A 25,850-nucleotide genomic window follows, 5' to 3' on the forward strand; every position below is an offset into this window, starting at 1 on the left:
CCGTCCATCTCACCCAGACCGCGCGGTACTTGCGGGCGCGTGGTGCCCTGCTGCGGGACATCGTGGCCGGGTTTGAATTGCGGAAGTTCAAAGGCGCTTTTGCCGCCGTGCAGGACGTACGCCGCAAGGAGCTGTCCTCCTTTCTCGGGCCTGACGCGCGGACGGAGACGATCTTCAACGGCGTTCCGCTGGTCGACCTCGACCGTCAGCAAGCGATGAGGCAGGCGGCACGCGCGGAGCTCGGCGTCACCGACGACCAGTTTCTCATCGTCGGCCTTGGCCGCCTGGTCGCGCAGAAGAACCCGTTCGCGTTCCTTGAGGTTGCGCGCAAGCTCTGCCGGAAGCACGACCATCTCCGCTTCGTCTGGGTCGGGGACGGTGAGCTGGCCGGGGAATGGAAAGCGGCGGTCGAGCGCGAGGGCCTGGGGCAGGCGATCCGGTGCGCCGGCTGGAAGTCGGAGGTGCGGCCCTATCTGGCGGCAGCCGACCTGTTCCTGCATACCGCCGAGTATGAAGGGCTGCCATTTGCCCTGATCGAGGCCATGAGCATGGGGCTGCCCTCCGCGGTCTCCGCAACCGTCGCGGCGGAACTGCCGTTCCTCAACCCCGGCAATGCCATATTCTACGATCGGGACGACCGCCTGGAGCATTACATCGCCCATCCGCAGGAGCTTGGCGAGATCGGAAAAGCCGGGCGTGTTATGGTTACCCAGCAGTTCTCGGATACCGCGATGGCCGCGGGCTATGAAAGGCTTTATGCCGGGGAAACGGCGAGGTGTTCATGACGTCAGTTCCGATGACGGCGGGTGCAATGCAGGCCGGCCAACGAAATTCAAATGCGCCGACGTTGATCCTGGTCGCCGGGCTCGCGGTGACCTGGCTCGCGCTGCCGTCGGAGGATGCGGAGTCTCTATTCAGAACCGCGGCGATCGGCGTCGGAATTGCGCTCCTCTTGAGCACGGCCATGGAGGCGCTCCAGGGCGTGCGCGCCCTGATCCGCACCGACAACCTGATGCTCTGGGTGCTGTACGGGCTCACCCTGCTGGAGTTTCTGTTCCCGCAGCCTGACGTCAATGGAATTGTTAGTGTCGAGGCTGCTACGCGCGGCGCCACGGTGGTCCTGCTCGGTTTCTTTGGCATGAGCGTTGGCCGTCATCTCATTTCGAAACAGGCGAGTTCGACCGCCCCGATCGATTTGAAGCCAATCTACCTGTTCGGACTGTTCATCTTCGCCTTCGTCGTCGGCTATTTGCATATCTTTCTCGCGGTCAATTTCAATCCGATCGATATGATCGAGCAGATGTCGCGGCCGAGGTTCTCGCAATCCTGGGGCCGGGGAAAGTATGGCAACCTTTATAGCCTTCTCTATGAACTCGGCCTCCTGATCTATTTGCTGCCGCCGATCGCAGGCTTGATGCTCGCGCACGCGGAACGATTTTCGCTCGCGCAGAAGGCGATCGTAGGCATCGTGCTGGCGCTCACATTTTACTACGCATTCGCCTCCGGGACGAGAAACGTGCTCGGAACCTACGTCATCTCCATGTTCGGCGCATATGCCCTGACCAAGCCTGATCTGAAGCTGAGCCAGCTGTTGAAGGTTGGAGTGCCGATCGCTGGCCTGCTGCTGTTCGCAAGCACGCTCATGCTCGAGTTTCGCTCTGCGGGTGGCGTGACTGCGGTCGCCTCCGAGGCGCGTCACTACGATACGCTCTACATCGACCATAACCTCGTCAACATATCCAATCTGACCAACGTCTTCCCCGATGCGGTTCCCTATCTCGGCCTGGAGATTCCCTACCAAGCCATCATCAAGCCGATCCCCCGGGCGCTTTGGGCAGGAAAGCCCGAAGGGCTGAGCACCAGTATCGAGGCCGCTCTCGGCATCAATGATGGCGTCACGACGCTCGCCTGCACGTTCGTGGGCGAAGCGTACATGGCCGGAGGCTTTCTGGGCGTCCTCATCGCGGGCCTGGCGTTCGGCGCCGCCGCTGGATGGTGGAATCGCACTGGCCGGAAGGTCGACTCCTCATTTTCCCAGGTTTTGTACGCCTCTGGTTTTCTTGCGGCCGCCATGGCCATGCGCAGCATGATCACCATGGTTCCCTTCATGCTGCCAACACTCGCGTTGTGGCTCATGGGAAAATACTGGCTCCCGAAATCCTGAAGGCTTCAGAACCGAATAGTCGTCCATCAATTTCGATGCCCTACAACATTCTCCATGTCATTCCCTACATGCATCCGAGCGCCGGCGGGCCTCCGGTCGTGGTCGAGAATTTTGTCAAGGCGGCGAACGAGCTGGGGCATCGCTCGCGCATCCTCTCGACGCCGGGCTACTGCAATGGGGACGAGCGCGAGCTGCTGAAGCGGCTCGAGCTGATCGCTCCGACAACCTTCCTGAGCCCGCGCGAGACGCTTCCATTGATCGGTCGGGCGGGATCGGGAACGATCGAGAGCTGGGTTCGCGAGGCCGATATCGTCCATGTGCATACGCTCTGGAGCCCGTTGAACGTCTCGGCACGCCAGGCCTGCGCCCGGCTCGGCCGTCCCTACGTGCTCATGCCGCATGGCATGCTCGATCCCTACTCGCTGTCGGTCAAGGCGCTGAAGAAATCGATCTATCTGCACGTGTTCGAGAAGCACAACATCGCCCGCGCGGCCCGGATCATCTACACCACCCCCGAGGAGGAGCGCTTGGCAAAGCTGGCAGGCTTGCCGCTGCCGCCAGGCGAGCTGGTCCCGCTCGGCGCGAGCGCAAGCACGGCGTCGAAGAGCCAGTTGCAGGCAAGGTTCGTGGCGCAGTTTCCTGAAGCCGCAGGAAAGCGGGTGTTGCTGTTCCTGGGTAGGGTCCACCCAAAGAAGGGCCTGGATCGCATCCTCCGCTGCATGCACGCGCTTCGGGAGACGGTCCCGAACCTGCTGCTCGTGGTCGCCGGCGATGGTGATGCCGGCTACGTCGGCGAGCTCAGGCAAAGCGCGAGTGAGCTGTCCCTGGAGGACAGCGTGCTGTTCGCCGGCCGCCTCGATGGCGAGTTGAAATGGGCTTCCTTCGCGGCGGCAGAGCTCTTCCTGCTGCCGTCGCGGCAGGAGAATTTCGCAATCACCGTCGCCGAGGCGATGCAGATGGGCGTGCCTGTTATCGTGACGGACAAGGTGAACACCTGGCCCTATGTGAAAGAGGCGGGCGCAGGCCTCGTCGTTGACGAGCGCGAGGTCGATGCGATGCTGCCGCGCGCCGTCGCGGAGATCCTGGGCGACGATGCAGCGCGCGCCAGGATGGGTGCCCAGGGCGCCGCTTATGCGCGCGAGCGATTGACCTGGCCAAGAGCCATCCGCGAGTTGCTCGCTTGCTATGATCGGGTCATCTCGGACAGCCGGTGAGGAGGCGATTGCAGTGAGGGCGAACCGATTTCAGGACCTGTCCCGCTTTGCCGGGACGGCGCGGGGTCGCGAGGCCTGGCGGGCCCAGCTCTGGTGGCTGTTCCAGTCGCTTCTCGTGCTTCCGACGCCGCAATTCATGTTCGCCTGGCGACGCTTCGCGCTCGTCCTGTTCGGCGCCAAGATCGGAAAGCGGGTCCTCATTCGTCCGGGGGTCAGGGTGACCTATCCCTGGAACGTGACGATCGGCGATCATGTCTGGATCGGCGACAACGCAACCCTCTATTCGGTGGCCGAGATCTCGATCGGATCGCATACCGTCATCTCGCAGGACGCCTATCTGTGCGCCGGCACCCATGACCACCGCGACATCACGTTTCCATTCAAGGCCTCGCCGATCCGCATCGCGGACGAATGTTGGGTTGCGGCTCGAGCGTTCATTGGCCCGGGCGTCAAGATGGGGCAAGGAGCCATTGCTGGCGCAGGATCGATCGTGATGGGAAGCGTCGCTCCGGCAACAGTGGTCGCGGGAAATCCGGCCAAGGTAGTCCGCCCCAGGCCACGCCAATCGGATGAAAATGATACGACTGAAATTTGAGCGTGGACATTCTGAGGTATGAAGACAACACGTGCAATGAGAGCTTTGGTGCGTGCAAAGATGTCGGTCCTCTCGACGCTCAGGACCGGGGTCGCGCGACCACGACCGGTGACCTGCCTGAACGGGCCGCGCTAGCGTGAGACATCCTAGAATTTACCGAACTTGGAGTCCCATACTCGAAGGGGTGTATCCCACTTTCTCGGTCCGTGTGGACCGTCATACGGAAGGCGCTCGAAGACGGTCAATTGCCGCCTTCCAACGAAGCCAGCGAGCGCTGATTTTGCTCCCAGCGATATCTCCTTGACAGCTCCTGCCAGGTTGGCGCGCATGAATTCGATTACTTTGGCTACATGAGGATCCGACGAGTCATCGAGCGCCATCCATCCACCATCGTTGAGAAGACGGGCGCAATAAAAGGTGTCGATGAAGACGTTCTCGAAAAGATGTGAGCCGTCGATGTAGATGAAGTCATAGCGCTGATGACTCTCGAGGAGACGAGGCAGAACGAACTCAGAAAATTCTGGGCGATAGTCCAAATAATCCGCAAGCTTCGCACGTTCCACGGCGTAGACACCGGCCTCATCATATGGCGAGTAAGGCTGGTACGGATCGATCGCGGTGTGCTGCTTTTCACCGGCGTGGCCGAGTTTCTTGTTCTCGGTGCAGAACACTAGGGTAGAGGCGCCAAACGCAAGCCCAATCTCCAGCGTCCGCAGCGGACGACGCTCTCGCATCGTTTGCTGAATGAATTTGAGGTTGTTAACCGTTGAATTTGAAGGCAAGTCCCTGAAGATTTTACCGGATCGGCCAATCGTCTGGTTTTCCGAAAGCATTTCTTGAAGGATGGGCGGGAAGTCCATAGCGTCCCCCAACGGGTTAAAGTGCGAGAGGTACCCTACATTAGGGTCTTGCGCCAGCCCTCCGATCGATACCCGCGTCTTGCGCAGGCCTTGCGCCAACATCTATGATCGAGGGACCATCCGCAAAGTCGCTTGCTCGCTACGCCGCTATGTTGGGCGCACGTCGCGAACGGCTTTGCTCATGAGCGATGTCGCACCTTGGGACCTGCCCCGAATTGCATGCGCGTGACGTCACCTCGGGAGAGGCAGGCCCCTGAGAGCCACTGATGCGCCGAGTTTGGAGACGTGATTGGTGTCAAGAAAGAATAGGCGGTCGTCCTGCCTGAAGAGGCATGAAGTTGAACTGCAAAAGCTGCTCATCAAATCGAAATGAGTCACGCTAGCACGCAGCGCGACTGTGCGGACGGCCTCTGCCACAGTCGAATGTTTCCTCAGATACTGCTGGCCTATGCTTCCTGTAAATAGAACAGAGCAATCGGATCGGACCAAACAGAAGAGTGCTCGGCGCTGGGGCAGACTGTCTGCCAGCGCAATGCGATAAGGATCGACCGTAAAGTAGGGCGTATCGCCCAAAACAACGATTTCGACTCCAGGTCTCTTCAAAGTCTCGATCGATCGCATTAGTCCGGATTGCAGCAACTCGAGGCCATTCGCGGCAGAGTTGGCCCCAACGGGATGTCCCACGTAGAGATCAACAGGATTATCCCAGAGAGCGGCAAGTACGATCAACTTGACGTTCTTGTCGTCTGCAATTCGCCGGATGGCGCTTGAATTGAATGCAGCGCAAGCCTCTGTTGCGAGAGGTTGCTCCATTCTCGTGACACTGACACCAAGCAATGGTGGGCAACCCGGCTTCGTGAATATTCTGAAGCCCAGTTTCGCGGATTGTGCCAAGTCTCTTATCCCCGGGCTTAGCGCCCAAGCGTGGCTATCGCCGAGCAATGCTATGGACGGGCGCCCTGGCACGTCGTGGACGCAGTCTGATGTCAGTCGCGGCTCGGTTTCCATCCACCCCGCTGTACATGCGCCGTCGAGGCGGTCGCCCACCATCTCGGCGATTTGTGTGGTCCGTTCGGGCAAGCGTTCGGCTATCCCGCGTCCGACCTTGATGCTTATTGGAAAGATGAGAGCAAGGCATAACGCAATCGCGTAACGGCGCAGAGTTTCAAGCGTTGGCGCAGCGTTACTTCTAAAGGGTCGCTCGATGAATCGCCACGAAAGAACAGCAAGAGCGAAGCTCAGCAGCGCTATGGATCCAAGCTGCCAACTCGTGGGCGGCGCTGGAGCGACGATGCGCAGATAGCTCATCATCGGCCAATGCCAAAGATACCAAGAGTAGGAGATCAATCCGACAAAGACCAATGGCCGCGAGGAGAGAACGACCTGGCTCAGCCGGCTCTGCGGCGTAGCGATGAGAGCCGCTGTCCCCAAAACTGGAAGCAGGGCATAATAGCCTGGAAATTGCGTGTTCTTATCCAGGCCGAAGATCGCAACAAGAAGGGCCACAATTCCTAGGCCCGACAAGAATTCACGAAAGGATGCCGTCGCGAGAAGACGGCTGAGGCGATACGTGAACGGCGAACGGTTGATCTCGACTGCTGCGAGCGTGACCCCGATGCCCAGTTCCCACGCTCTCGGAGGCAAGAGGTAGAACGCCGTCGCGGGATACCGGGCCGTGCACCACACGCCGAAGGCAAAGGAGGCGATAGTAAATCCTGACAGCACGACCAGCGAATAGGATCGCAGTATCTGTATGCGCAAGAGTACTATAGCCGCGAACGGGAAGAGAAAATAGAACTGTTCCTCGACCCCGAGAGACCACGTCATCAGCAATGGTCGCAGAGCCGCCTCAGCATCGAAGTATCCCTGCAGCCGCCAGAAGCTGAAGTTTGAAAGTCCCAGAAGCGCGTAAGTTGACGTAGACCCAACCAAGAAGAAGTCACTGGCATCGAGCAGCCACCAGCCGACAAAACAGGTTGCAAGAATGACGACTATCAAAATTGGCAAAATCCGCCGAGCTCGGCGAGCGTAGAACGTAGCGAACGAGAAGGAGCCAGTCAGTACTGACCGCAGGATTATGCCGCCGATCAAATAGCCGGAGATCACAAAGAAGATGTCGACTCCGACGAACCCGGACCGGAACGGGAATATATCAGCATGATATAGCACCACGCTCGTGACCGCGATGGCCCGAAGGCCGTCGATGTCAGGTCGGTAGACGGGCTGCGTCGCTGTTCGGGTTAGCTGAGGTGCAGAAAGAGTGTCCATATGGGCAAAAAAGCAGCAGAAGTAGGAGGGCAATCGTAGGCAAATGTCTGCGCGTCAACGGCGGGCGCTAGGTGACCTCAGGCTGAAAGCGTAGGCAGGCGGTTCTCGCCGCCACTATACCAGCGGACCTTGGTTTGTGGACCACACCCGCTAATTAACCTATATTTGCTTATGTCGGCTCTCCCCCCCGCTCATGCTGGCTGGTCCAGTGCTTCTAGCTTGGAAGATGGCAGCTCGCGGTCAGGACTGTAGGCAAGGGGGCGCTAACTGCTGTCGATTGTCGAAGGCCGGCCTAGAAGTTTCTTTCAAACCGCTATGTCGTATGCCGCCGAGTACAGCTACATGATCGGCTCCGGTCACCGACAGACGAGCTTTGACTGCGCTTGTGGCGCATTGCTTGTCGCCCGAGACTGCGCTTGAGGGGCAAGTAGCTCCCGTCCCTTTTTTGTCGCATTGCCGAAGACTAAGAGGTATTATAGTAATATTGCTTTCAAACTGGCTCAGCGCGGGCATTCGTCGAAAGTCCGCGATGTTCCCAGGTTAACCGTATGATTTCGGGCATTAATTGCACTCCAATATCTAGCTTGCGTTTGGTGCTTGATCGGTGTCATTCACGTTCGGCCGCCAAATGAAAATCAAAGCATTGAGTGCCTTTGGCATGTCCCGGTCAGTTACTTGCGTGGAGTCTTTAAATCGTCTGCGAGTCTTTGCACCGCCTGGATGGAAGCTGGCAGATCGCACTCTCGCTCACTGGATCTTGCCAATTTGGAGCACCTGCGACCGGCAATTTGCCACACAAGCACTTTTTGAGCGCCGACCGAACGCCGCGCGAGCTAGCGATAGCCCGACCGGAGACATTCACGCAATTGTCGAAAAATGCCGTGCGGCACCGAGAGCGACCTATGATAGGAGTTAATTTTACCGGAAGTGACATGCCCGCGATTAAACCTAGCTCCGCTCTGATCATTGAGCACGGCCGAGCCGACCGCCATTATTGGCAGGATCTCTGGCGCTATCGAGAGCTGTTTCAGGTACTCGCGTGGCGAGATATTTCGGTGCGCTATAAGCAAACGGTGATTGGCGCCGCATGGGCAGTCATCCGCCCGGTGCTGACTATGGTGGTGTTCACCGTCGTATTCGGAAAACTGGCGCGCCTGCCGTCTGATGGAGGTGCGCCTTACTCGCTGATGGTGTTCGCCGCAATGCTGCCTTGGAGTTTCTTCTCTACGGCAGTGAGCGACGCGGCAAATAGCGTTGTCGGAAACGCAAACCTGATCAGCAAGGTCTATTTCCCCCGGCTGATTGTGCCAACATCCGCAGTAGTTGTGGCGCTCATCGATTTCCTGATTGGGCTCGCAATCCTCGCCGTCCTCATGATTTGGTTCCAGGTCTCGCCTGGTTGGAGCATTCTGCTGTTGCCGGCCTTCATGGTCATCGCGGCAGCTGCAAGCCTGGGCGCAGGGTTGTGGGTAGCAAGCCTCAACGTCAAGTATCGAGACTTTCGACATATCACGCCATTCGTCATCCAGTTGGGTTTGTATATTTCTCCGGTGGGGTTCAGCTCATCACTCGTTCCTGAGCAGTGGCGGCTTCTGTACTCGCTAAATCCCATGGTCGGAGTGATAGACGGCTTTCGCTGGTCTCTGCTCGGTTCCGATCGTCCGCTCGATCTTCAGGGTCTGGCTGTCGGCACCCTCGTTGCTTTCTTGATCCTATGGCGGGGAGTCACACGGTTCAGAGCGACCGAAAAACGCTTTGCCGACCTCGTTTAACAACTGAAATATTGTCCATGGCAGCCGCTATCACCGTTGAAGAATTGTCAAAGTGCTATTTGCTGGGCCATCGTTCCAAGGAGGTGGACGCTGGCACTTCGTTCCGAGACGTCATTGAGGGCGGAGCTCGTACGCTGATCAGCAGGACGGCCGATCTGATACGAGGGCGGCAGATCGTGCAGGGCGACGAAGTAGAACAGTTCTGGGCTTTGCGAGACGTCAGCTTCGAGCTGCAGTTCGGCGAAATCATCGGCATCATAGGCAGAAACGGGGCGGGAAAATCCACCCTATTAAAGATCCTGAGTCGAATAACTGAACCGGACCGCGGGCGTGCAATCCTCCGCGGTCGTGTAGCTAGTCTTCTCGAAGTAGGAACTGGATTCCATCCCGAGCTCACAGGCAGGGAGAATATCTATCTGAACGGAGCCATTCTTGGAATGACCCGTGCAGAAATCAAAAGAAAATTCGATGAGATCGTGGACTTCGCAGAAGTCGAGCGCTTTCTCGACACGCCTGTCAAGCGATACTCAAGTGGTATGTATGTTCGCCTTGCATTTGCCGTCGCCGCGCATCTCGAGCCAGAGATCTTGATCGTGGACGAAGTGCTGGCGGTCGGCGATACGGAATTCCAAAAGAAATGCTTGGGAAAGATGTCCGAGGTTGCGGGTGGAGGTCGTACCGTACTGTTTGTCAGCCACAATCTGACGGCGATCGAAGCGCTGTGTCCGCGGTCTCTGTATCTTGCGGACGGCAAGGTCGTTGCCGACGCTGCATCGGCAAAAGTGATCGAGCTCTACTTGAAAAGAGGTCGAGAGCTCTCGAATGAGATCCACTCGCGCAGTCATCCGATCGATAGCGGCTTGCACCTCGAGCGCACGAAAGTGCAGGCATCGCAAATACACAGCGGCGAGGCCCTCGAGTTTGAATTCCAGTTCTTTGCCAACACGTCGGGGCGGCTGCGGGAATGTGCCGTTTTACTCTACGCAGAAAGAGGCGTTCGCGTGGCACTCGCCGATCTGCGAGAACAAGAGGTCGTGCCATATCGCTTTGAAGCGGGACGCTTCCATTTGCGTGTTAAGATAGCGTCGCTCCCACTGGTGGAAGGGGAGCTTATGCTGGGGCTCCATATTGCGACCGACGAACGTCGTAGTGATCTTCTCGACCTTGCTCACGTCGATATTCTTGCACCGAAACTGTCGGAAGGATTTCCAAAATATGCTCCCGAGTACCGAGGATATTGGGTGTTAGACGCCGCCGCGAACATCGTGGAGGTGTCGGGCGAAAATTCCGTGCGAATACACCAGCGCACCTGATCGCCATTCGGAGTTTGCCGCTATGTCAGAGAACAGGCAGTTCAATCACTATAGGCCCGAAAACACGGAGCTGCGGCGCGCGGAATGCGCGCGTATCACGGCCTTGATGAAATCAGACCGGCCATTTTCCTTTCTGCGCCTTGGCGATATGGAGCTCATGTTCCTCATCGCGGCTCAGAACGGCACCGAGGTGAGTTGGCAAGACAAAATCAATGGCGAGAAGGACCTCGTATCATCTACAGTAGCTTTCGGTCATCCGGGTCTTCGAGCCGAGCATGCGCCTCGGCTCCAGGCTGCTTATGAACGCTGCTCGTATCTCGATTTTCACGACGGATGGATCGTAAACAAGCGCGAATTTCCGAAATGGAAGTATGTCCGCTCTCCAGATGCGCATCGGAATCCAGGGGCCGCTGTTTCGCAACTTTTCTTTGATTGGCTGCGATATGAGTTTCACGGGTACGTGGAGCGGCGTCGCTGCTTATTTATAGGGGCCGAAGCCGGCATTCTAGCGGCGCTTTACGTGCAGCCGCTTTACCGGGAGGCGTCTGCAAACTACTGGCCGCCAGGTGCAGAACCGATCTTTCTCGGTGAGACCCGACGAGTGGGGGAGAGCCTCGACGACATAAAGGAGGATCTAGCCAAGTCTATAAAAGATAATCAGGTCGATACGATTTTTGTATCGCTTGGCGGGGCAAGCAAAATTCTCTGCTACGAACTCGCAGAAGAGCTCAACATTGCCGCATTTGACTTCGGCGGCCTCATGCGCGGGCTGACCTATTCTGGAAGCGATGGTCACAACTTCTTTCGTGCAACGCATTATCCATTCTACTTCAGGGTTCCGTTTGAAACGTATATGAGAGCTCTCCATCAGTCCTCACCCGATCTTCCTCCGGAAAAAGTGCTGGCTAAGGCACACGCACAGCTCATGATTGAACTCATAAGGAAGGAGGAGGGCTGGAGTTACGCGAGTGAGCGTGGTGGTGACGATTGTATCGATCTGTCAGCTGAAAACGTAGGTCATTTTTGGCGCTCCTACGCTCGATACCAGGAATTGTATGGGCATTTGCGCACGTTGAACTCGGACACAATTCGTCAGGTTCACGAGTTCGAAAGTTGGCGGCGCCAGCTCGGGCTGGGAATCGATGGTAAGCTTCTTAAGGTTTCATCGGCTGGCAAAGCGACCCTTCGTAAGGTCGTTCGACGGTACCTCCACGTCTAGTCATTTGAGTGGAGTAGAGGAAAGTCAATGATCACGCTGGCAATCCCGAATCGAAATGGAGCCAAATATCTGGCTCAAACCCTGGCCTCGCTTTGCAGTCCGCAAAATAGACCGGAGGTGCGCTGGTGGCTCCAAGACTGCTGCTCCAGCGACGAGTCGTTGTCTATTGCTGAGCGCTTTCGATCGGGCCGAGACGTTGTGCGAAGTACGCGTGATACCGGCCAGGCCAACGGATTGAATCGAGCCTTCGCCGAGATGGGCGGTGACATCATCGGATACATAAATTCGGATGACTGTCTCGTCGACGGGGCGGCTGCGGCAGTTCTAGACGCATTTCGCCGTCATCCGGACGCGGATATGGTCTTTGGCGGTGTTGATTGGATTGACGAGAATGGCAATGTTACGGGTCATCACCGCGGTCAGATCTATTCGTTTGAGGATGCGCTGAATATCTACGAGGTATGGTGGCGCAAGAAGCAGTGGGTGCAGCCCGAGGTGTTTTTTCGGCGCAGCCTCTACGAGGCAGTCGGAGGTTTTGACGAAGAGTTCAGTCTGGCCTTCGATTTTGACTTCTGGCTGCGCGTACTCAAATTGCGCCCCAAGGTTATTGAGATACCCGATACCTTAGTTCGGTTCCGAATTCATTCGAACCAGAGATCGGTCGACTTTCGGTCGGCCAATGACGAGATTCGTCGCGCAGTATGGCGGGAGCTACGGGACCCCAATTCGCCGCTCGAAGGTTCGCTTCGATCTCGGCTCCGACGAGCGACGTCTTATGACCTCTACTGCAGCCGGTCGAATTTGAGTTCGAGTCGAGACCTCACGCTAGGGCGCGCGCTCCTCAAATCTCCGGAGTGGTTGCTTCTGCCTGAGGTTCGCAAGCGGGTGTTGGGGTCCTCTTTCAGGCGGCTACATCTTTCATCGGAGACGAACAATTGATCGGCAAGTTGTTATACCGCTTCAAGGTAAAGTTCGGGCATGGTTTTTACACGGCCTGGCAGAGGGACGTCACGAGATGGAAGATCTTGGAAACAGCTCCGGTCGGCGGGCTGACCGAGGACTCCTGTGAAATACACGTTCTGACCTGCGAGCGCGACTGGCTCGATCTCATTTGGTCTCTGAAGTCGTTCTTCGCAGTTTGCGAGCGGCGGTTCCGCTTGTGCATTCACGACGATGGATCGGTGTCCAGCGCCGGGATGGCAGCACTGCGCCAGCATTTTCCGGACGCGCGGATCGTCAGTCGGCAGGAGGCCGACGAATACGTGGGGGCGGAGTTTCTCAAGGATTACAAGAACTGCGCAGACTTGCGTAGGACGAATGTCTTGTCGCTCAAAGTGTTCGACTTCGCGGCCTACTTGCGGTCACCTCGGTTGTTGTTGATAGATTCCGACATACTCTTCTTCGACAGGCCGAACGTGCTTTTGGACCGCGTATGTGATCCGCGCTACGAACTGAACAGCCTGAACAAAGATTGGGGACTGGGCTACACCGTTGAGCCTGCCCACATTCAGCAGATGCTGGATTTCGATTTCCAGGCGCCCATAAACTCTGGCCTTGGCTTGATGCATCGGGACAGTTACCAGCTCGAATGGTTCGAACGGTGGCTTACTCTGCCCGGGGTCGTTGGTCATCCACACCGTATCGAGCAAACACTCGTCGGGCTGGCGTGTTCCCGATACGGTCACGAATTCCTGCCGGCGGAGTACGACGTGACACTTGATGGCACGCGCCCGTCCGAGGTGGTCAAGCATTACACCGGCCCAATCCGCCATCTATTGTATCGGGAAGGTCTGCGTCGTGCATTTCCGCTGTTGAAAGATGAGCGATCAAGGCCGGATGCCCGAGCGCGTGTGGTGGCGCGCCGTCCGGCGGTGTGACGTTTGATCGGTTTCGAGCTGGGGAAGCACTATATCTGATGGCCTGCGTGGCCCTTTTTACTGCATATGAGTTTGCTCTCGGAATTTTTTTCGCTTGAGGAGTGAAAGGGGTGGCGATGTTGACGCTCGTTCGAAGCCTATTGCGGCCACTCAGGCGGCTGACAGGGGATCGCCAAGGCGGGTTCGAGGGCTCCGCCCTGTATTGGCAACGTCGGTACAAGACCGGAGGCACCTCCGGTCCCGGCTCGTATGGTGATTTGGCGCTGTTTAAAGCCGAGATTCTCAACGACTTCGTATCGACGGAGAACGTTAAATCCGTCATCGAGTTCGGCTGTGGCGACGGCCATCAGCTGAGCCTAGCGAAGTACCCGGCCTATATCGGCTATGACGTCAGCCCAGATGCCGTGAGGATGTGCCAAGAGAGATTCTCTGGTGATCCTCTTAAATCGTTCAAAGTAATGCAGAGCTATGCCCACGAATTGGCAGATGCCACACTGTCTTTAGATGTCATTTATCATCTCATTGAGGATGAAACATTTCAAAAGTACATGGAGATCCTGTTCGATAGTTCGACGAGATGGGTCGTCGTATATTCCAGCAATTTTGAAGGGGCCGGTGATAACCACGCGAGCCATGTTCGCCATCGCGAGTTCACGCGATGGGTTCAGATCCACCGTCCGGACTGGCTCCTCGTGCGAACCGTGAGCAATCGTTTTCCTTTCAGGGGCGACTACGAGACGGGGTCGCAAGCGGACTTTTTCTTCTTCCGCAAAGGAGAAGCATCTCAGGATAAAGAATAGGCCGTATGAAGATTGCGATTATCGGGCCCGAGTTTCCTCCGTCTCCAGGAGGGGAGGCAGAATACGCCGTTCAGGTCGCACGAGAACTGTCCCGCCGCGGACATCATGTTGTCGTGTATAGTCTTCAGGGCAACCACGGGGAAAATGAGAACTTCGAAGTGCGTGATGTTCTCAGTGGGCACTATTTGACAGATCGCATTGCGATCCGCGATATCGAAAGGGCCGACATTGTCCACATCTTGAGTGCCGGATGGTGTTGGATTGGAAATGTTCATCAGCCGACGTTTCTTTCTATTCACGGGAACGATTTTATCAACCCGAATCCCGTGTACGGCTTTGACCTGAAGAAGCGCTTTCGCCTCCCAAAAGGTGACCGGTTGGATCATTGGCTAGCCGTTAGACGTACGAGGTCAATGATGAAGCGGCGCCTTCCCGCTGCGCGACGAATATTCGCGAACAGTGGCTACACGAAAGAGGTGTTCTTGCAGAGATACCCGGCGTGCCGCGGGCTCGTGGTGAAAGTCGGCGTGGGGGTCGCTTCGCGGTTCTTTGATCGGCCCATATCACGCACTGAGAGGTCGAACCCCGTCAGGTTCTTGACGGTCTGCCGGTTGTCGGAACCGCGCAAGAACGTCGACATAGTGTTGCGTGCGATCGCATCTCTCAAGTCGGAGTTTGCGTTCACCTACACCATTGTTGGTGAGGGGACCCTTCGGCCCCAACTGCAAGCATTGGCGGACCAGCTGAATGTGGCGGATATCGTCAACTTCGTCGGCAAGGCGAGTGATGGTGAATTGATCTCATATTATCACGACTCCGATCTCTTCGTATTGCCGTCGAGTGTCCTGAGAACCTCGTTTGAGGGCTTTGGAATTGTTTACCTCGAGGCGAATGCGTGCGGTGTTCCGACGTTGGCAGCGCGCGTCGGCGGAGCGGCCGAAGCTGTGGACGACGGCGTATCTGGCTTCTTCGTAGAAAAGCCGGATGTCGACAGCGTGCGCCTCTGTCTGCGGGCATTCTTGACGGGAGAGCAGAAGTTCAATGCGGAACGCTGTCGGCAATTTGCCGAGCAGTTCAATTGGGCTCAAATCGTCGACAAATTCGAGCGCGCATACGAGGCCGAACTCGAGGTGAGGTAGCAGCACATTTCGCTTGATTCTGCCGCTCTCGAGTCGCTTCTCATTTGAGCGCGGCATCGTTCAAGCTACGGAGCGGATGCAGCTGGGCCTATCTCCGTAGGAACTTTCGTCCCAGACGTCGCGCTGTGTGCGCGACCTTCCCAATCCTGGACCCGCGAAGTTCACGGCGTGATCTGATGTAGTCTTTGAGCACGTCGAGCCAGATCGCGCTATCGCCCTCCCATTCCGACTGATCTCGGGCAATGTACCGGACCGTGATGTCTGGAGAAGAAGCGCCGGAAGCCAATGTATAGTCCGCTAAACCTTGATAAGTCACGGCTAGCATCAAACAGCGCCTGCCGAGGTAGCGCTCGCACGCGGACTTAAGAGACCGCAACTTCTCCAACGTAAACTCAAACCCTTGGAATTGATCCCCCAGGACGGTGGGCAGATTGTTCTGGGTATTGGCGACAACAAGGACAATGATTTGCTTGGATGCGAGCTCTCGCAACAGAGAAAAATGCTGTTTATATTGTTGACGGGTGGATTCAAACGTTGCTTGAACGTTGATCGCTCCGGCCTCGTCAAAGAAATCGTGCCAGAAAAACACGCCTGCATCAGGCCAGTATCGAGCGTTTACCTGGCCCGAATGGGGGCGCAGGTGCCCCGGCTCGGATGGAAAATGAACACCGGAGTTGAGTATCCCGGTCAGCTTTTCTATCGGTGCGATAATCCAATCAAACGGAAGGCGACGATGTTGCAAGTCCTGGCCAAGTTCATAGGACAAGGTCGCCGCGTGCAGTCTGAGCTGTTGAGCGACTTGGCAAGACGAGCCAAGACTAACAAAAGCGATGTTCTCGCCGATGAGTGACATGTGGCCGCCCAGCTTTCGACGTCATAATTCGCGGACATATTCTGTTGTTGGCAGCGTACAAGAACCGTGGTCGGTACTCGTCCCACAGCCTTGATATTTCTCGATTCCCGCCGAACGCTATTCTGCGTGCCTAACGAACGTCTCAGCGTAACTTCGGCTGCAATTCTTCTGAATGGATGGACTCACAAAGAGAGCGTCGGCGTAATCGATCCGACCATCGTAATGATTTTGGTCATAGATGCAGTACAGATCGTAGCCGTGCTCCAACAGGGCGGCCTGAACATCGGGAAGGTAGGTGTGATGGCGTCGCTGGGGATGAAAGCCAACTTCCACGACGAGCATATCGATAGCTCCCCGACTGAGTGCGGCTTTAGCTCCTGCGATCACCTCCAGATCAAATCCTTCCGTGTCAGTTTTGAGAAGATTGAGATGATCAAGGTGGTTCGCGCCCAGCGTTTCATCTACGGTCGTGACCCTGATGCTCTCGGCTGGCGCGCCGTTCGGTTGATTGATGTCTGGCAGCAGTGAGTTCTGCGTCGAGGCGGTCTTTGGGTGAAGATTCAACACGGAGTTTTCACGACCCAACGCGAAATTTATGCAGTTCACATTGCTCAATCCCGCGGTGTTTTTCTTCAGCGCAGAAAAGGTTGAGGCCAACGGTTCGAAGCTGAATATCTTGGCCGACGGAAAGCGCGCGTTCAGCAGGGTCGTTGTCTGCCCCGCGTTCGCCCCAACGTCAAAGATCGTGCTAATATCTGCCGGACGAGCTAGGCGTTCGACATCGAGCAGCCAATTGAATCCTACGGGCATTTGCTCATTTGCGAAGATCTTGTAGCCGCTCGATTGCAAGAGATGCTTTAGTGCTGTCTTGATCATAGTTAACGCCCGTATCCACTGGAGGCAGAGCATTCGGATTGCGGAATCGAGTGCCCCTCAACTTTCATTCGCATCATCTCGGTCCCCTGCGGCGACCAGTACGTCATCAAGCAAGGTGCTGATTCCGAAAGGGAGGTCAGGACCCCAAAGGGTCTAGGGAAATTCATTTACCTGGCAATATCCTGGTCTGTGGTCAACTCGACCGTAATCTCCGCCGAGTTCTGCGTCGTAGCGCTGAATGTGGGTCCGCAATATGATGGGCGAACTAACAAAATCGTCTCCGACAGAACCCCGAGTTTGTCCTGTGATTGCATGCCGCTCAGTCCCGATGAAGTCAACGTGCGTTGTCCCGCTATAGCCATGTTAACAGCAGGATTGGACTGGTAGCAATGGATCCTGGCGTCTAGAAGTTGCCGGCGTGCTGTTATGGCAAACAGGCTTATGGTGGATCCGACGTCGGCATTTGCCGTGGGAGCACTGAAGGAACAGCAATCGCAAGCCTCGCGCCGCAAGCTTCCTGGTCCAGGATATCTTCGCTTTCAGAAGGCTCAAGCCATCAGATCTCAGATGTTCATCAGAGATGCTATTTGAAGAATGTTCGAACTAATTTTCTGATCGGCGCAGGAGTCGATCGTCTGACGGCGTGTGCAGATCGCTGCGCATAAGCGGACATTGAGTGGTCTACAATACGCTTCTTCTTGTTGTAGTCCTGAAGCCGCCACCAACCAGAAACCGGATCCAGCAAAGGAGCCTCGGTTCTCTCCAGGAAGGCCGCCTTCCCGACCATCGCAATTTCGCGATACATCCGGTCTACCCGGAGAATCTGGTACATGTTGTTGATCGTCGGGATGTCAATGTCATCAATGATAAGCACCGCGCCGGCATCTAAGTGCGGATAGATGTAGTAGTATTCCAGTTCCGGAAAGGGATAAGCGTGGGGGCCGTCAATCAGAGCCAGTTGTAGTCGCTTGAACTGATGCCTCGGCAGGGTATGCTGGCTCGGTCCCTCGACGACTGTCACTACCTCCTTGCGGAGGAGCGGGGAGCTAAGAGGCATTGCCAGGCTATCGCCCTCATTAAGGGCAAACACCGTATGATGTCGCGACAAATGAGAGAACAGAAGAGTAGATTTGCCGGCGCCCGTCTCGGCTGACTCGGAAATGTCACGGTCGACGCAAATTCGTACGATTGCTTCCGCGGTGCGTTGATCGAAGCCGCCGAGCGGATGCCAATTGATCGGTAGCTTGACGATTTCGTCGATGACATCACTCATAAAAGTCTCCCCCAGAACTCCAATCATGTCTGCCTGAAATGAGCTTCGGTCATAAAGAAACTTCCTGCGGCGGCGTGAGGCCGGTAACAGGACTCATCTAACCACTGGCGACGAACTGGTCCCCAGTGCATTGGTTGATAAATATTTTTGGTCCAATATCGAGCATCTTTCGGGCTTTTCGATTTTGCTTAATCAGTAAAAATCATCAACGAGGATTCTCTTGAATTCGTGCCCCGTCTTGGCGGTTCGGCACTTGGAAATTGAGGGAAACGCAGCGACCGTTAAGGCCGTTCGAGCTTGAAAGACCTAGATCAGGGAATAAACTATGCCGCTTGGGCCTAGCAAACAACAATCATAGGATAAAGCAAGAATTCAATGAGGCAAGTGGGCAGTCTTGCGCCGATCGTCGGCTGAAACGCAAAACCGAAATGGCCGAGGCCTTCACTTCACAGGCGTGGCTGAGGGCAAAAGAAGGCCCCCCATCAAGGTCTCCTCGAGGAGAAATTGATGGGGAGCTAAAAAAGGAGATTGTTGGCGCGCCGACCTATTGGCTAATGCCTTGGTCAGTCGTCAGTTCGACCGTGATCTGGGCGGGGCTACCCGTGGTAGCATTGAACATCGGCCCGCTGTGTGACGCGCCGACCAGCGTGGCAGGACTTGGCGGTACTCCCAGCTTGTCCAGGGATTGCATGCCGTTGACCGCGGTTGGCGTCACCGTCCGCTGGCCCGCAACGCCCATGTTGATGGCCGGTCCGAAGTTCGAGACCGTGCTTTGGCTGCTCAGCATCGGCCAGTTGTTGAACTGGGAGAGCTGAAACTGAAGAGTTCCGGGCCCTGAGTGCGGGGTGGTGACGTTGAACTTGGCCGACTTCAAGGTCCCCCACAGCGGGACCCTCGGCCCCGGGGTGGTCCCGGTCGCGGCCGAATAAGTACGTTTGGAGTAGGAGTAAAGGGGAGCACCTGGAGGAGCGTTATTCAGATCGAGTGCATCAGCGCTACCCGAACAGTTGACGCATGTGAACTTCGGAGCGGGATGTACGCGGATCGCGAGCTTTGCGCCTGCATAGGCCGGGAAGCTTCCCGGGAAGTCGGTTTTGATATAGGTGAACTTCTGATCTTGCGTAACGTCCAGCACTTTGAAAACTGGCCCCGTACCATGTGCGCCGACCCAGAGAAGGTTCGTTCCCGGGACGGCCCAACGCGGCGCGTATAGGCCGATAACGCCGCCGGACTTGTAGGCGTTGACGAACGAGACCTCGGGGAGGTCGATATGCGTTGCGTCGATCACAGTGATGAGCTTGTTGCCGCCATTGGCCTCATAGGTGCCACCTATGCTGGAGACGTTTACGCGGTTGTTTGATGCAAGTCCTGCGGTCGATTCAACCTTCAGCCTTACTTTGCCAGCTCCGTTGTTCGTCGCGCCCAAAACCGAAGTTCCGTTCGGAAACGTGATGACACCATTGGACATGGCGTAGCTGACCTGCACAGGATTGCTTCCGAAGCCTGACTCGAAGACTCCTGCTGGAATGAAGCTCGAGATCACGCAGTTCTTGCATACGACTTCGTCGGAGCGACCATAGGCGTAAGCGCCAGGTCTGAAATCCGCAATCTTCGTATCGGAGATCACCGCCTTCTTCGGCGTTCCTGACATCTGAGTTCTAACTGTGGAGTTAGACATCGTCATGAGATCCGTCGAGGAACTCTGAAACTTCAGGAGGTGCATCGTGACGCGGTCCAGCACCATCATAGTAATCAGCTTGTCGACTTCGATGTTGCAGGCGGAGAAATCAGTGTTGATAGCCTGCCACAGATAGTTTTGGGTCGGCACGCCGCAATGAGCGCCCGTGAACTTCACGTCCCGGTAGGTCACGCTACGTCCGATGGCATAAGTCTGAAAGTTCTCCTGCGAGATGGTGAGGCCGCGGTACTCAACCTGAGTGTCCCAGGACGGATCGAGCGCATATAGAGTCGCCGGCCCGCCGGCATCCACCTCGAACTGGTTTCCCGAGTTGTAGTTGGGCCAAGTCGACTTGTAGGTATTCTTGAGGGGCGCCGCGAAGGTCACCGTGCCTGCACTGATGTCGACCGACGTCACCTTGACGTATTCGAACCAATGCGGGTTCGAAGGATAGCCGTAAGGCGCCCGCCAAATGCCCTGCAAGTCGAATCCTGTGATCAGGGCATAGCTGCCGACCGTAAACAACGAAGCCTGTTTCGGCGTCTGCAGCTGGACCTTCGAAGACCCGGCCGCAACTGTCGCAAGGCGTGCGCTATGAAGATTATCTGCGAACTGGCCTTTGCCGCCCAGGAAGAAGCCAGGACTATTGGCTCCATTGTTCGTAATCGTGGCCCCATAGCCGACCACCAAGAGATTCTTGATCCCCTTCGCCCACCAAAGGCCGGCGTTGCTCGTGAACGCGCAAACGCTTCCGCTCGGGATCGTGAGCTGAACCATGGCCGTCTGCGTCACGGCCCACTTGTTGAAGGCAGCAAAGGCGGGGGCTGCATCGGTCTTGCCGTCGCAGATCGCGCGGAAATCCTTCACGATGTCCTTGCTGACGACGAGCTGGGTCGTCGGGCTCGGCGAGCTGGTCGTGCCGGTGCCGGTGCTCGGGCCTGGTGCGGGGGCCGTGGTTGTCGTCGTGGCCAACGGCGCGGTTGACGGGCTCAGGGTCTGGGCCTGTGCCGCAGACGCCAAGAGCGCGCTCAGCACCATCACTCCGTTGCGGACTTGAACCAAAGTTCTTCGCATGGCTGCCTCTATCGTCCTATCTCTTCCAGGAAGGAATGCGGTTGCGTTGCTTTCCGGAACAGAGCGTAGGAACCGTGCACTCGATTCGGGTTAATTCGGCGAACGCAGTTTGAGGCAAAGTTCCGACGGCGCGAACGAGGTTGATGATCCGCAAATCGGGGCAGGCAATGTGAGGACTTCTTCAACCAGTCAGGCGCTCGTCAGGACTGCCGGCGGCTGCGGACGCTGGCTACCGCCCCTTTACCTTAACAATTCTTCGGCGAGGCCGCGCGATGCTTCGCCGTCTCCATTGCGATGAACTCGAGCCGAGGACTGCACTGGCCGGCATTTGCCGAACCGGCTCAGGCAGATTTCTTCAGCAACTCGTCAAAATAGTCGATCGTCTTGCGAATGCCGTCGCGAAGCTGGACGCGCGGCTCCCAGTCCAGGATCTCCTTCGCCTTGGTGATGTTCGGCTTGCGCTGCTTCGGGTCATCCTGCGGCAGCGGGCGTTTGTCGATCTTCGAGCGCGAATTGGTCAGCTCGATGACGACCTTCGCGAGCTCGAGGATGCTGAACTCCACGGGATTGCCGATATTGATCGGGCCGGTGATGTCGTCGGGGCTATTCATCAGCTTCATCAGGCCGTCGACGAGGTCGTCGACATAGCAGAACGACCTGGTCTGGTCGCCTTCGCCGTAGATGGTGATGTCCTGGCCTTGCAGCGCCTGAACGATGAAGTTGGACACGACCCGCCCATCGTTCGGATGCATTCCGGGCCCGTAGGTATTGAAGATACGGGCGACCTTGATCCTGAGATTGTGCTGCCGGCGGTAGTCGAAGAACAAGGTCTCGGCGCAGCGCTTGCCTTCGTCGTAGCAGGAGCGGATGCCGATCGGGTTGACGTTACCCCAATATTCTTCGGGCTGGGGATGAACGGTCGGATCACCATAGACTTCCGAGGTGGAGGCCTGAAGGACCTTCGCCTTCACGCGCTTGGCCAGCCCGAGCACGTTGATGGCGCCGTTGACGCTCACCTTGGTCGTCTGCACCGGATCGAATTGATAGTGGATGGGCGAGGCCGGGCAGGCCAGATTGTAGATCTCGTCCACCTCGACATAGAGCGGGAAGCAGATGTCGTGCCGCATCAGCTCGAAGCGGGGATTGTCGAGCAGGGGGATAATGTTCTGCTTTGAGCCGGTATAGAAATTGTCGACGCACAGCACTTCGTGACCGCGCTCGAGCAGGCGGCTGCACAGGTGCGAGCCGATGAACCCGGCTCCGCCGGTCACGAGAATACGGGGCTTCATACAGCATTACCTTCCAGAAGAGACGGGGTCGTCATGAGGCAAGGACCTAGGATGCGATCTTTCGCTGAGCCGAGGTCAGAATGTCCATGCCTTTCTGGCGGACCTGCTCGGTATCGGCCGTTGCTTCCTGCCCGGCATATTGGTTGGTCATCACGATCTTCAAGGTGAGCAGCGCGATGTGGATGTCAACACGGAGGCTTGCGTTGCGCACGTACCAGGTGTCGAACGCCTCCTTTTCGTCCTTGCTGACCAGCTTGCCGCCGTTGACCTGCGCCCAGCCGGTCAGTCCGGGTCGAACCGACAGACGGTCGGTGAGGTTCCCGGGCTGGTCTTCGGGCAGCAGCGGGCGCGGGCCGATCAGCGACATGTCTCCGAGCAGCACGTTCAGCAATTGGGGCAACTCGTCGAGTCGTGTGGCGCGCAAGAAGCGCCCGATCGCCGAAGGCTCGCGGCTCACTTCCACCCGCTCACCATCCGCATCAAAGGGCGCGCGCAAAGTTCTGAACTTGTAGATCAGGAACGGGCGACCCTTCCAGCCGAGCCGCTCCTGCCAGAACAGAACTGGAGCGCCGACGTCGAGCAGCACCAGAAAGCCTGCGATCAGGGCGAGCGGCGAAAGAATGACCATCAGTGCCAGCGCGCCCAGAACGTCGATCCAGCGCTTCAGCCAGAAATAGGCGGAGAGCGGTCGCTGCACGGGCTCGCTGGCGATTGCAAGCTCAGGCGCCCTGGATTCGGTGATGCCGATCAGACGTGGCAGATACTGGAGCGAGATCCCTCGCTCCTGACAGACGCGCTCGATCTCCAGGCTGGTCGCTTCCCCGAGCTGAGCCGCCTCGCCAGCCACCACGACCCGGTCGACATTGATGCCGTGAATTGCGAATTCCGTGACGATCGCTTCGAGCTCGTGCGGCATCCCCATGACCTGGACGTCTGCTACTGCGCGTCCCACCATCTTGGGATTTTGATCGAGCACGGCGATGACGGGATTGCTGGGGGGCGCATAGGCGCGCAACATCTGGATGAAGTGGAAAGCAAAGCGGGACGCCCCGATGACGATGACGCGTTCTCGCCTGGCCTGGTGATCATGTGAGCTGTCCGGCAGGATGATACGGAACAGCAGCCGGCCGCCGATCAATCCTGCACCGAGCAACGCGGCGTGGATCAGAGGCATCGAGCGCGGAATGCCGTCCATGCGCGTGAGCGAGAACAGAACGCCGCAAGTCATCAATTCCGTGAACAGCACCGCCTCGAGGATGGAGAGGAATTCTTGGACGGAGAAATTGCGCAGCAAACCGTCCTGGATGCGGAGCGCGAAGAAGCTTAGCAGCGCAAATCCGGATGCGAACAAGCAGTAGTAGACTGCGACCGCCCAATCACTGTGGAATGGCGCCGCGCCGTCCCGAACGAACAGGGCGAGGGGCGGTGAGGCGGTCGCCCAAACCAGGTCCCACGACGAAACGATGATCCTGCTTCGCGATCTTGAGCTGGGGGAGGGAACGATCATGTGAAATTCTCGACATTATATTGCGATTTAAATCGCAAGACTGACAAACTTTAAATTTTTGCCGCTCTGTGGCACATTCGCAACAGTTTTCCCCCGGCGTTAGGTAACGAAGTATTAAGGTCTGACCGCCGCGCGAGCAACTTAAATCTCTAAGATCATTTGTTAACTCTAACGTGACGCTAGGTTTACAGCGTGTGGCTCTTTTGCAGTGTTATTCGAAGCAAATTTTACGCCAAATGGCGCTGCCAAAGGCCTGCCCGCCGCGTGATCCGAATACATGTTGAATTTAATAAAGCTCGAATCCAATAAATAGCAGTTGACCCCCGCAGCGATTTAGAGTTCCGTAACCATCTATTGCACTGCGTGGTGACTTGAATGTGGACTAGCCGCATTTTTTCAGTTTTGGCTTTGGTTTTATTGAGTGGTCCTGCAGCCGCGGGGTCCTACGGCGACACCTATTGGGGTGGAATCAACACCCAGAATGTCTCCAACAAGGACGTCATCGGCTCGAGCAGCACGTTCAACATTTCCTACGTCGATGTGTCGCGGACCAACGGCGGGAATACGCTGAAAATTGTCATCCACACCGGCTATGCGGGCGCGCCCGGAACCTCTGCGGCGTTGGGGACAACGTACGGCTCTCTGTTCTTCACAAGTGTCGCGAACTATTCGCCGATCGGCGCATCCTCCGGCGGCCGTTACGCAAGCGACACTTATCAGCCCAATGACTGGACATGGGCCTTCGTCACCTCGCCAACGCCCGGTGCTGGCGGTCTTTACCAGATCGGTGCCGTGCAACAGGAGGTCGAATACAAGAACACGGACGTCGCCAAGTACTACAAGACGTTGGACGGAAAGATCATCATGTCCAACATCAACGGCAACCCGGTTACGGCGCCCAATTCCGGCAGCAATGGTTCCTATTTCCGACAGGGGCAGGCGGTGCAGTTCGCGCCCGATGCTGGGGAAAAGGCGCTGTACGGTGGAAGCTGGTCAGTCGTGAAGGGCTCGACGATCACCTACTACATCAACGATCAGCACACGCTCGGCGACACGTTCGCCATGTCCTGGGCGATGACCTGTGCGAACGACGTCTTCCAGCGCGTGGTCAGCGTACCGGGCCCCGTCGTTGGCGCCGGTTTACCGGGGCTGCTTGTCGTTGCGGGGTTGGGTGGCCTGCTGCTGCGCCGCCGACGCTCACGGGCCTCGCTTGCCCAGTGATCGCTGTGGCGGATCCCAGTTGATCCCAAGCCGCAGCGACGTCTTGAGTTGAGGTAGTCTTCTTCAGCCTGGATCGAGGTCTCTAAAGGAGTGAGGCAGCTGATCGAGAAGCTGCACCAATCCAGGCTACACAACCACACTGTTCATCGGAAATTTGGAGCTGATCGCGTCTGCCGTGCTCAGGTGCAGATCCGCTCAATGAAGGCCACGCCGTTTCGCCCAGCGCGTCCAACAGCTGCGCGGCGAATCAGCCTGCCCCAGACACCACGAGGTCTTGTCGGACTCTTCCCTGCCTGGGGAGCTCAAGCAAACCGGCGGGTGCGCCGGTTGAGCAGCCATCCGAACAGACATGCGGCGAAAGCAAAACCGGCGCCGCCTGCGCCGACCGTCGGTCCCGGAACCGGGCTGACTGCAGGGTTTGGAGCTTCTTCTTTGTCTTCGGCCTTGATTTTCTCTATCCCCCAGGCCTCGTCGCGTATCCCTTGAAATCCCGCGTGGCCGCCACTAGCGCTCGTGTAGCCGAAGGTCAGTGTGTTCGATCCTGCAGCGAGCGGAAGGCTTGCGAAGCTGATAGCCTCCTTCCCCCCTTGCCAGCCTATACCAGTGCCGTTCCCGGTCAGATTGGTGAAAGTCGCGCCAAATGGATTGTAGTAGATGTTGGCCTGCGAGCCGCTGTTGCTGCCGCCGCCGAGATTGAAGGTCCCGGAAAAAACCAGCGCGTTGTTCAACTTCAGCGAGAAGACGTCTTCGTAGAAGTTCTGGCCATCCAGGCTCGCGTAACCGTCGATGACGAACGACAAGGCGGCTGCCACGGGTGATGAGTTGAACACCACCGAATAGGTCTGGTTGGTGGCGATG

The 25,850-nt window shown here is 57.1% G+C and carries 22 protein-coding genes; 13 read left to right on the forward strand and 9 right to left on the reverse strand.

Annotation, left to right across the window (positions count from 1 at the left end):
- The 4 genes from JHD07_RS00060 to JHD07_RS00075 form a co-directional block, all read left to right on the forward strand.
- On the forward strand, window positions 1-785 hold a 785-nt coding region (locus JHD07_RS00060; protein WP_291617784.1), incomplete at its 5' end, for a glycosyltransferase.
- Window positions 786-796: 11 nt separating this feature from the next.
- Complete coding sequence (locus JHD07_RS00065) at window positions 797-2,164, forward strand: O-antigen polymerase (protein WP_291617785.1); 1,368 nt, start codon at window positions 797-799, stop codon at window positions 2,162-2,164.
- 35 nt (window positions 2,165-2,199) lie between these two features.
- Window positions 2,200-3,378, forward strand: a complete 1,179-nt coding sequence (locus tag JHD07_RS00070) for a glycosyltransferase (RefSeq protein ID WP_291617786.1) — start codon at window positions 2,200-2,202, stop codon at window positions 3,376-3,378.
- 13 nt (window positions 3,379-3,391) lie between these two features.
- Window positions 3,392-3,973 (forward strand): WcaF family extracellular polysaccharide biosynthesis acetyltransferase, encoded by a 582-nt coding sequence (locus tag JHD07_RS00075; protein WP_291617787.1) that lies wholly within the window; start codon window positions 3,392-3,394, stop codon window positions 3,971-3,973.
- 146 nt (window positions 3,974-4,119) lie between these two features.
- Here JHD07_RS00075 and JHD07_RS00080 read toward each other — a convergent pair whose 3' ends face one another.
- Window positions 4,120-4,935, reverse strand: a complete 816-nt coding sequence (locus tag JHD07_RS00080) for a class I SAM-dependent methyltransferase (protein WP_291617788.1) — start codon at window positions 4,933-4,935, stop codon at window positions 4,120-4,122.
- A 129-nt stretch (window positions 4,936-5,064) separates the two neighbouring features.
- Window positions 5,065-7,134 carry an acyltransferase family protein gene (locus tag JHD07_RS00085; protein ID WP_291617789.1) on the reverse strand — a complete coding sequence of 690 codons (2,070 nt, stop codon included), beginning with the start codon at window positions 7,132-7,134 and terminating at the stop codon, window positions 5,065-5,067.
- 899 nt (window positions 7,135-8,033) lie between these two features.
- Here JHD07_RS00085 and JHD07_RS00090 point away from each other — a divergent pair.
- The 7 genes from JHD07_RS00090 to JHD07_RS00120 all read left to right on the forward strand — a co-directional run bounded on the left by JHD07_RS00090 (window position 8,034) and on the right by JHD07_RS00120 (window position 15,221).
- Window positions 8,034-8,873, forward strand: a complete 840-nt coding sequence (locus tag JHD07_RS00090) for an ABC transporter permease (RefSeq protein WP_291617790.1) — start codon at window positions 8,034-8,036, stop codon at window positions 8,871-8,873.
- 17 nt (window positions 8,874-8,890) lie between these two features.
- The gene (locus tag JHD07_RS00095; RefSeq protein ID WP_291617791.1) at window positions 8,891-10,186 is read left to right on the forward strand and encodes an ABC transporter ATP-binding protein; all 1,296 of its coding nucleotides are present in this window, start codon (window positions 8,891-8,893) and stop codon (window positions 10,184-10,186) included.
- 22 nt (window positions 10,187-10,208) lie between these two features.
- Window positions 10,209-11,405 (forward strand): hypothetical protein, encoded by a 1,197-nt coding sequence (locus JHD07_RS00100; protein ID WP_291617792.1) that lies wholly within the window; start codon window positions 10,209-10,211, stop codon window positions 11,403-11,405.
- A 27-nt stretch (window positions 11,406-11,432) separates the two neighbouring features.
- Complete coding sequence (locus JHD07_RS00105) at window positions 11,433-12,344, forward strand: glycosyltransferase family 2 protein (protein WP_291617793.1); 912 nt, start codon at window positions 11,433-11,435, stop codon at window positions 12,342-12,344.
- The gene (locus JHD07_RS00110) at window positions 12,341-13,282 is read left to right on the forward strand and encodes a hypothetical protein (RefSeq protein ID WP_291617794.1); all 942 of its coding nucleotides are present in this window, start codon (window positions 12,341-12,343) and stop codon (window positions 13,280-13,282) included. The genes JHD07_RS00105 and JHD07_RS00110 overlap by 4 nt, the downstream gene beginning before the upstream one ends.
- 116 nt (window positions 13,283-13,398) lie before the next feature.
- Window positions 13,399-14,082: a class I SAM-dependent methyltransferase gene (locus tag JHD07_RS00115; protein ID WP_366863925.1), complete on the forward strand. Its 684-nt coding sequence runs from the start codon at window positions 13,399-13,401 to the stop codon at window positions 14,080-14,082.
- A 5-nt stretch (window positions 14,083-14,087) separates the two neighbouring features.
- Window positions 14,088-15,221: a glycosyltransferase family 4 protein gene (locus JHD07_RS00120; RefSeq protein WP_291617796.1), complete on the forward strand. Its 1,134-nt coding sequence runs from the start codon at window positions 14,088-14,090 to the stop codon at window positions 15,219-15,221.
- An 88-nt stretch (window positions 15,222-15,309) separates the two neighbouring features.
- Here the strand turns inward: JHD07_RS00120 and JHD07_RS00125 are convergent, their stop codons facing one another.
- The 4 genes from JHD07_RS00125 to JHD07_RS00140 all read right to left on the reverse strand — a co-directional run bounded on the left by JHD07_RS00125 (window position 15,310) and on the right by JHD07_RS00140 (window position 20,768).
- The gene (locus JHD07_RS00125; protein ID WP_291617797.1) at window positions 15,310-16,074 is read right to left on the reverse strand and encodes a DUF1796 family putative cysteine peptidase; all 765 of its coding nucleotides are present in this window, start codon (window positions 16,072-16,074) and stop codon (window positions 15,310-15,312) included.
- Window positions 16,075-16,191: 117 nt separating this feature from the next.
- Window positions 16,192-16,950 (reverse strand): FkbM family methyltransferase, encoded by a 759-nt coding sequence (locus tag JHD07_RS00130; protein ID WP_291617798.1) that lies wholly within the window; start codon window positions 16,948-16,950, stop codon window positions 16,192-16,194.
- Between the two features lie 583 nt (window positions 16,951-17,533).
- Window positions 17,534-18,223 (reverse strand): class I SAM-dependent methyltransferase, encoded by a 690-nt coding sequence (locus JHD07_RS00135; protein ID WP_291617799.1) that lies wholly within the window; start codon window positions 18,221-18,223, stop codon window positions 17,534-17,536.
- Window positions 18,224-18,767: 544 nt separating this feature from the next.
- The gene (locus tag JHD07_RS00140; protein ID WP_291617800.1) at window positions 18,768-20,768 is read right to left on the reverse strand and encodes a hypothetical protein; all 2,001 of its coding nucleotides are present in this window, start codon (window positions 20,766-20,768) and stop codon (window positions 18,768-18,770) included.
- 1 nt (window position 20,769) lies between these two features.
- Here JHD07_RS00140 and JHD07_RS00145 point away from each other — a divergent pair, with 1 nt between their 5' ends.
- Complete coding sequence (locus tag JHD07_RS00145) at window positions 20,770-20,958, forward strand: hypothetical protein (protein ID WP_291617801.1); 189 nt, start codon at window positions 20,770-20,772, stop codon at window positions 20,956-20,958.
- Window positions 20,959-21,316: 358 nt separating this feature from the next.
- Here JHD07_RS00145 and JHD07_RS00150 read toward each other — a convergent pair whose 3' ends face one another.
- Together JHD07_RS00150 and JHD07_RS00155 are read right to left on the reverse strand one after the other, a co-directional pair.
- Complete coding sequence (locus JHD07_RS00150; RefSeq protein ID WP_291617802.1) at window positions 21,317-22,264, reverse strand: UDP-glucuronic acid decarboxylase family protein; 948 nt, start codon at window positions 22,262-22,264, stop codon at window positions 21,317-21,319.
- Between the two features lie 46 nt (window positions 22,265-22,310).
- The gene (locus JHD07_RS00155; RefSeq protein WP_291617803.1) at window positions 22,311-23,771 is read right to left on the reverse strand and encodes a sugar transferase; all 1,461 of its coding nucleotides are present in this window, start codon (window positions 23,769-23,771) and stop codon (window positions 22,311-22,313) included.
- A gap of 375 nt (window positions 23,772-24,146) precedes the next feature.
- Between JHD07_RS00155 and JHD07_RS00160 the strand changes: the two genes are divergently transcribed.
- Window positions 24,147-24,992: a hypothetical protein gene (locus JHD07_RS00160; RefSeq protein WP_291617804.1), complete on the forward strand. Its 846-nt coding sequence runs from the start codon at window positions 24,147-24,149 to the stop codon at window positions 24,990-24,992.
- Window positions 24,993-25,294: 302 nt separating this feature from the next.
- Here the strand turns inward: JHD07_RS00160 and JHD07_RS00165 are convergent.
- On the reverse strand, window positions 25,295-25,850 hold a 556-nt coding region (locus JHD07_RS00165), incomplete at its 5' end, for a hypothetical protein (protein ID WP_291617805.1).

Origin of the sequence: Bradyrhizobium sp., assembly GCF_016462955.1 — a bacterium.
GTDB lineage: Bacteria > Pseudomonadota > Alphaproteobacteria > Rhizobiales > Xanthobacteraceae > Bradyrhizobium.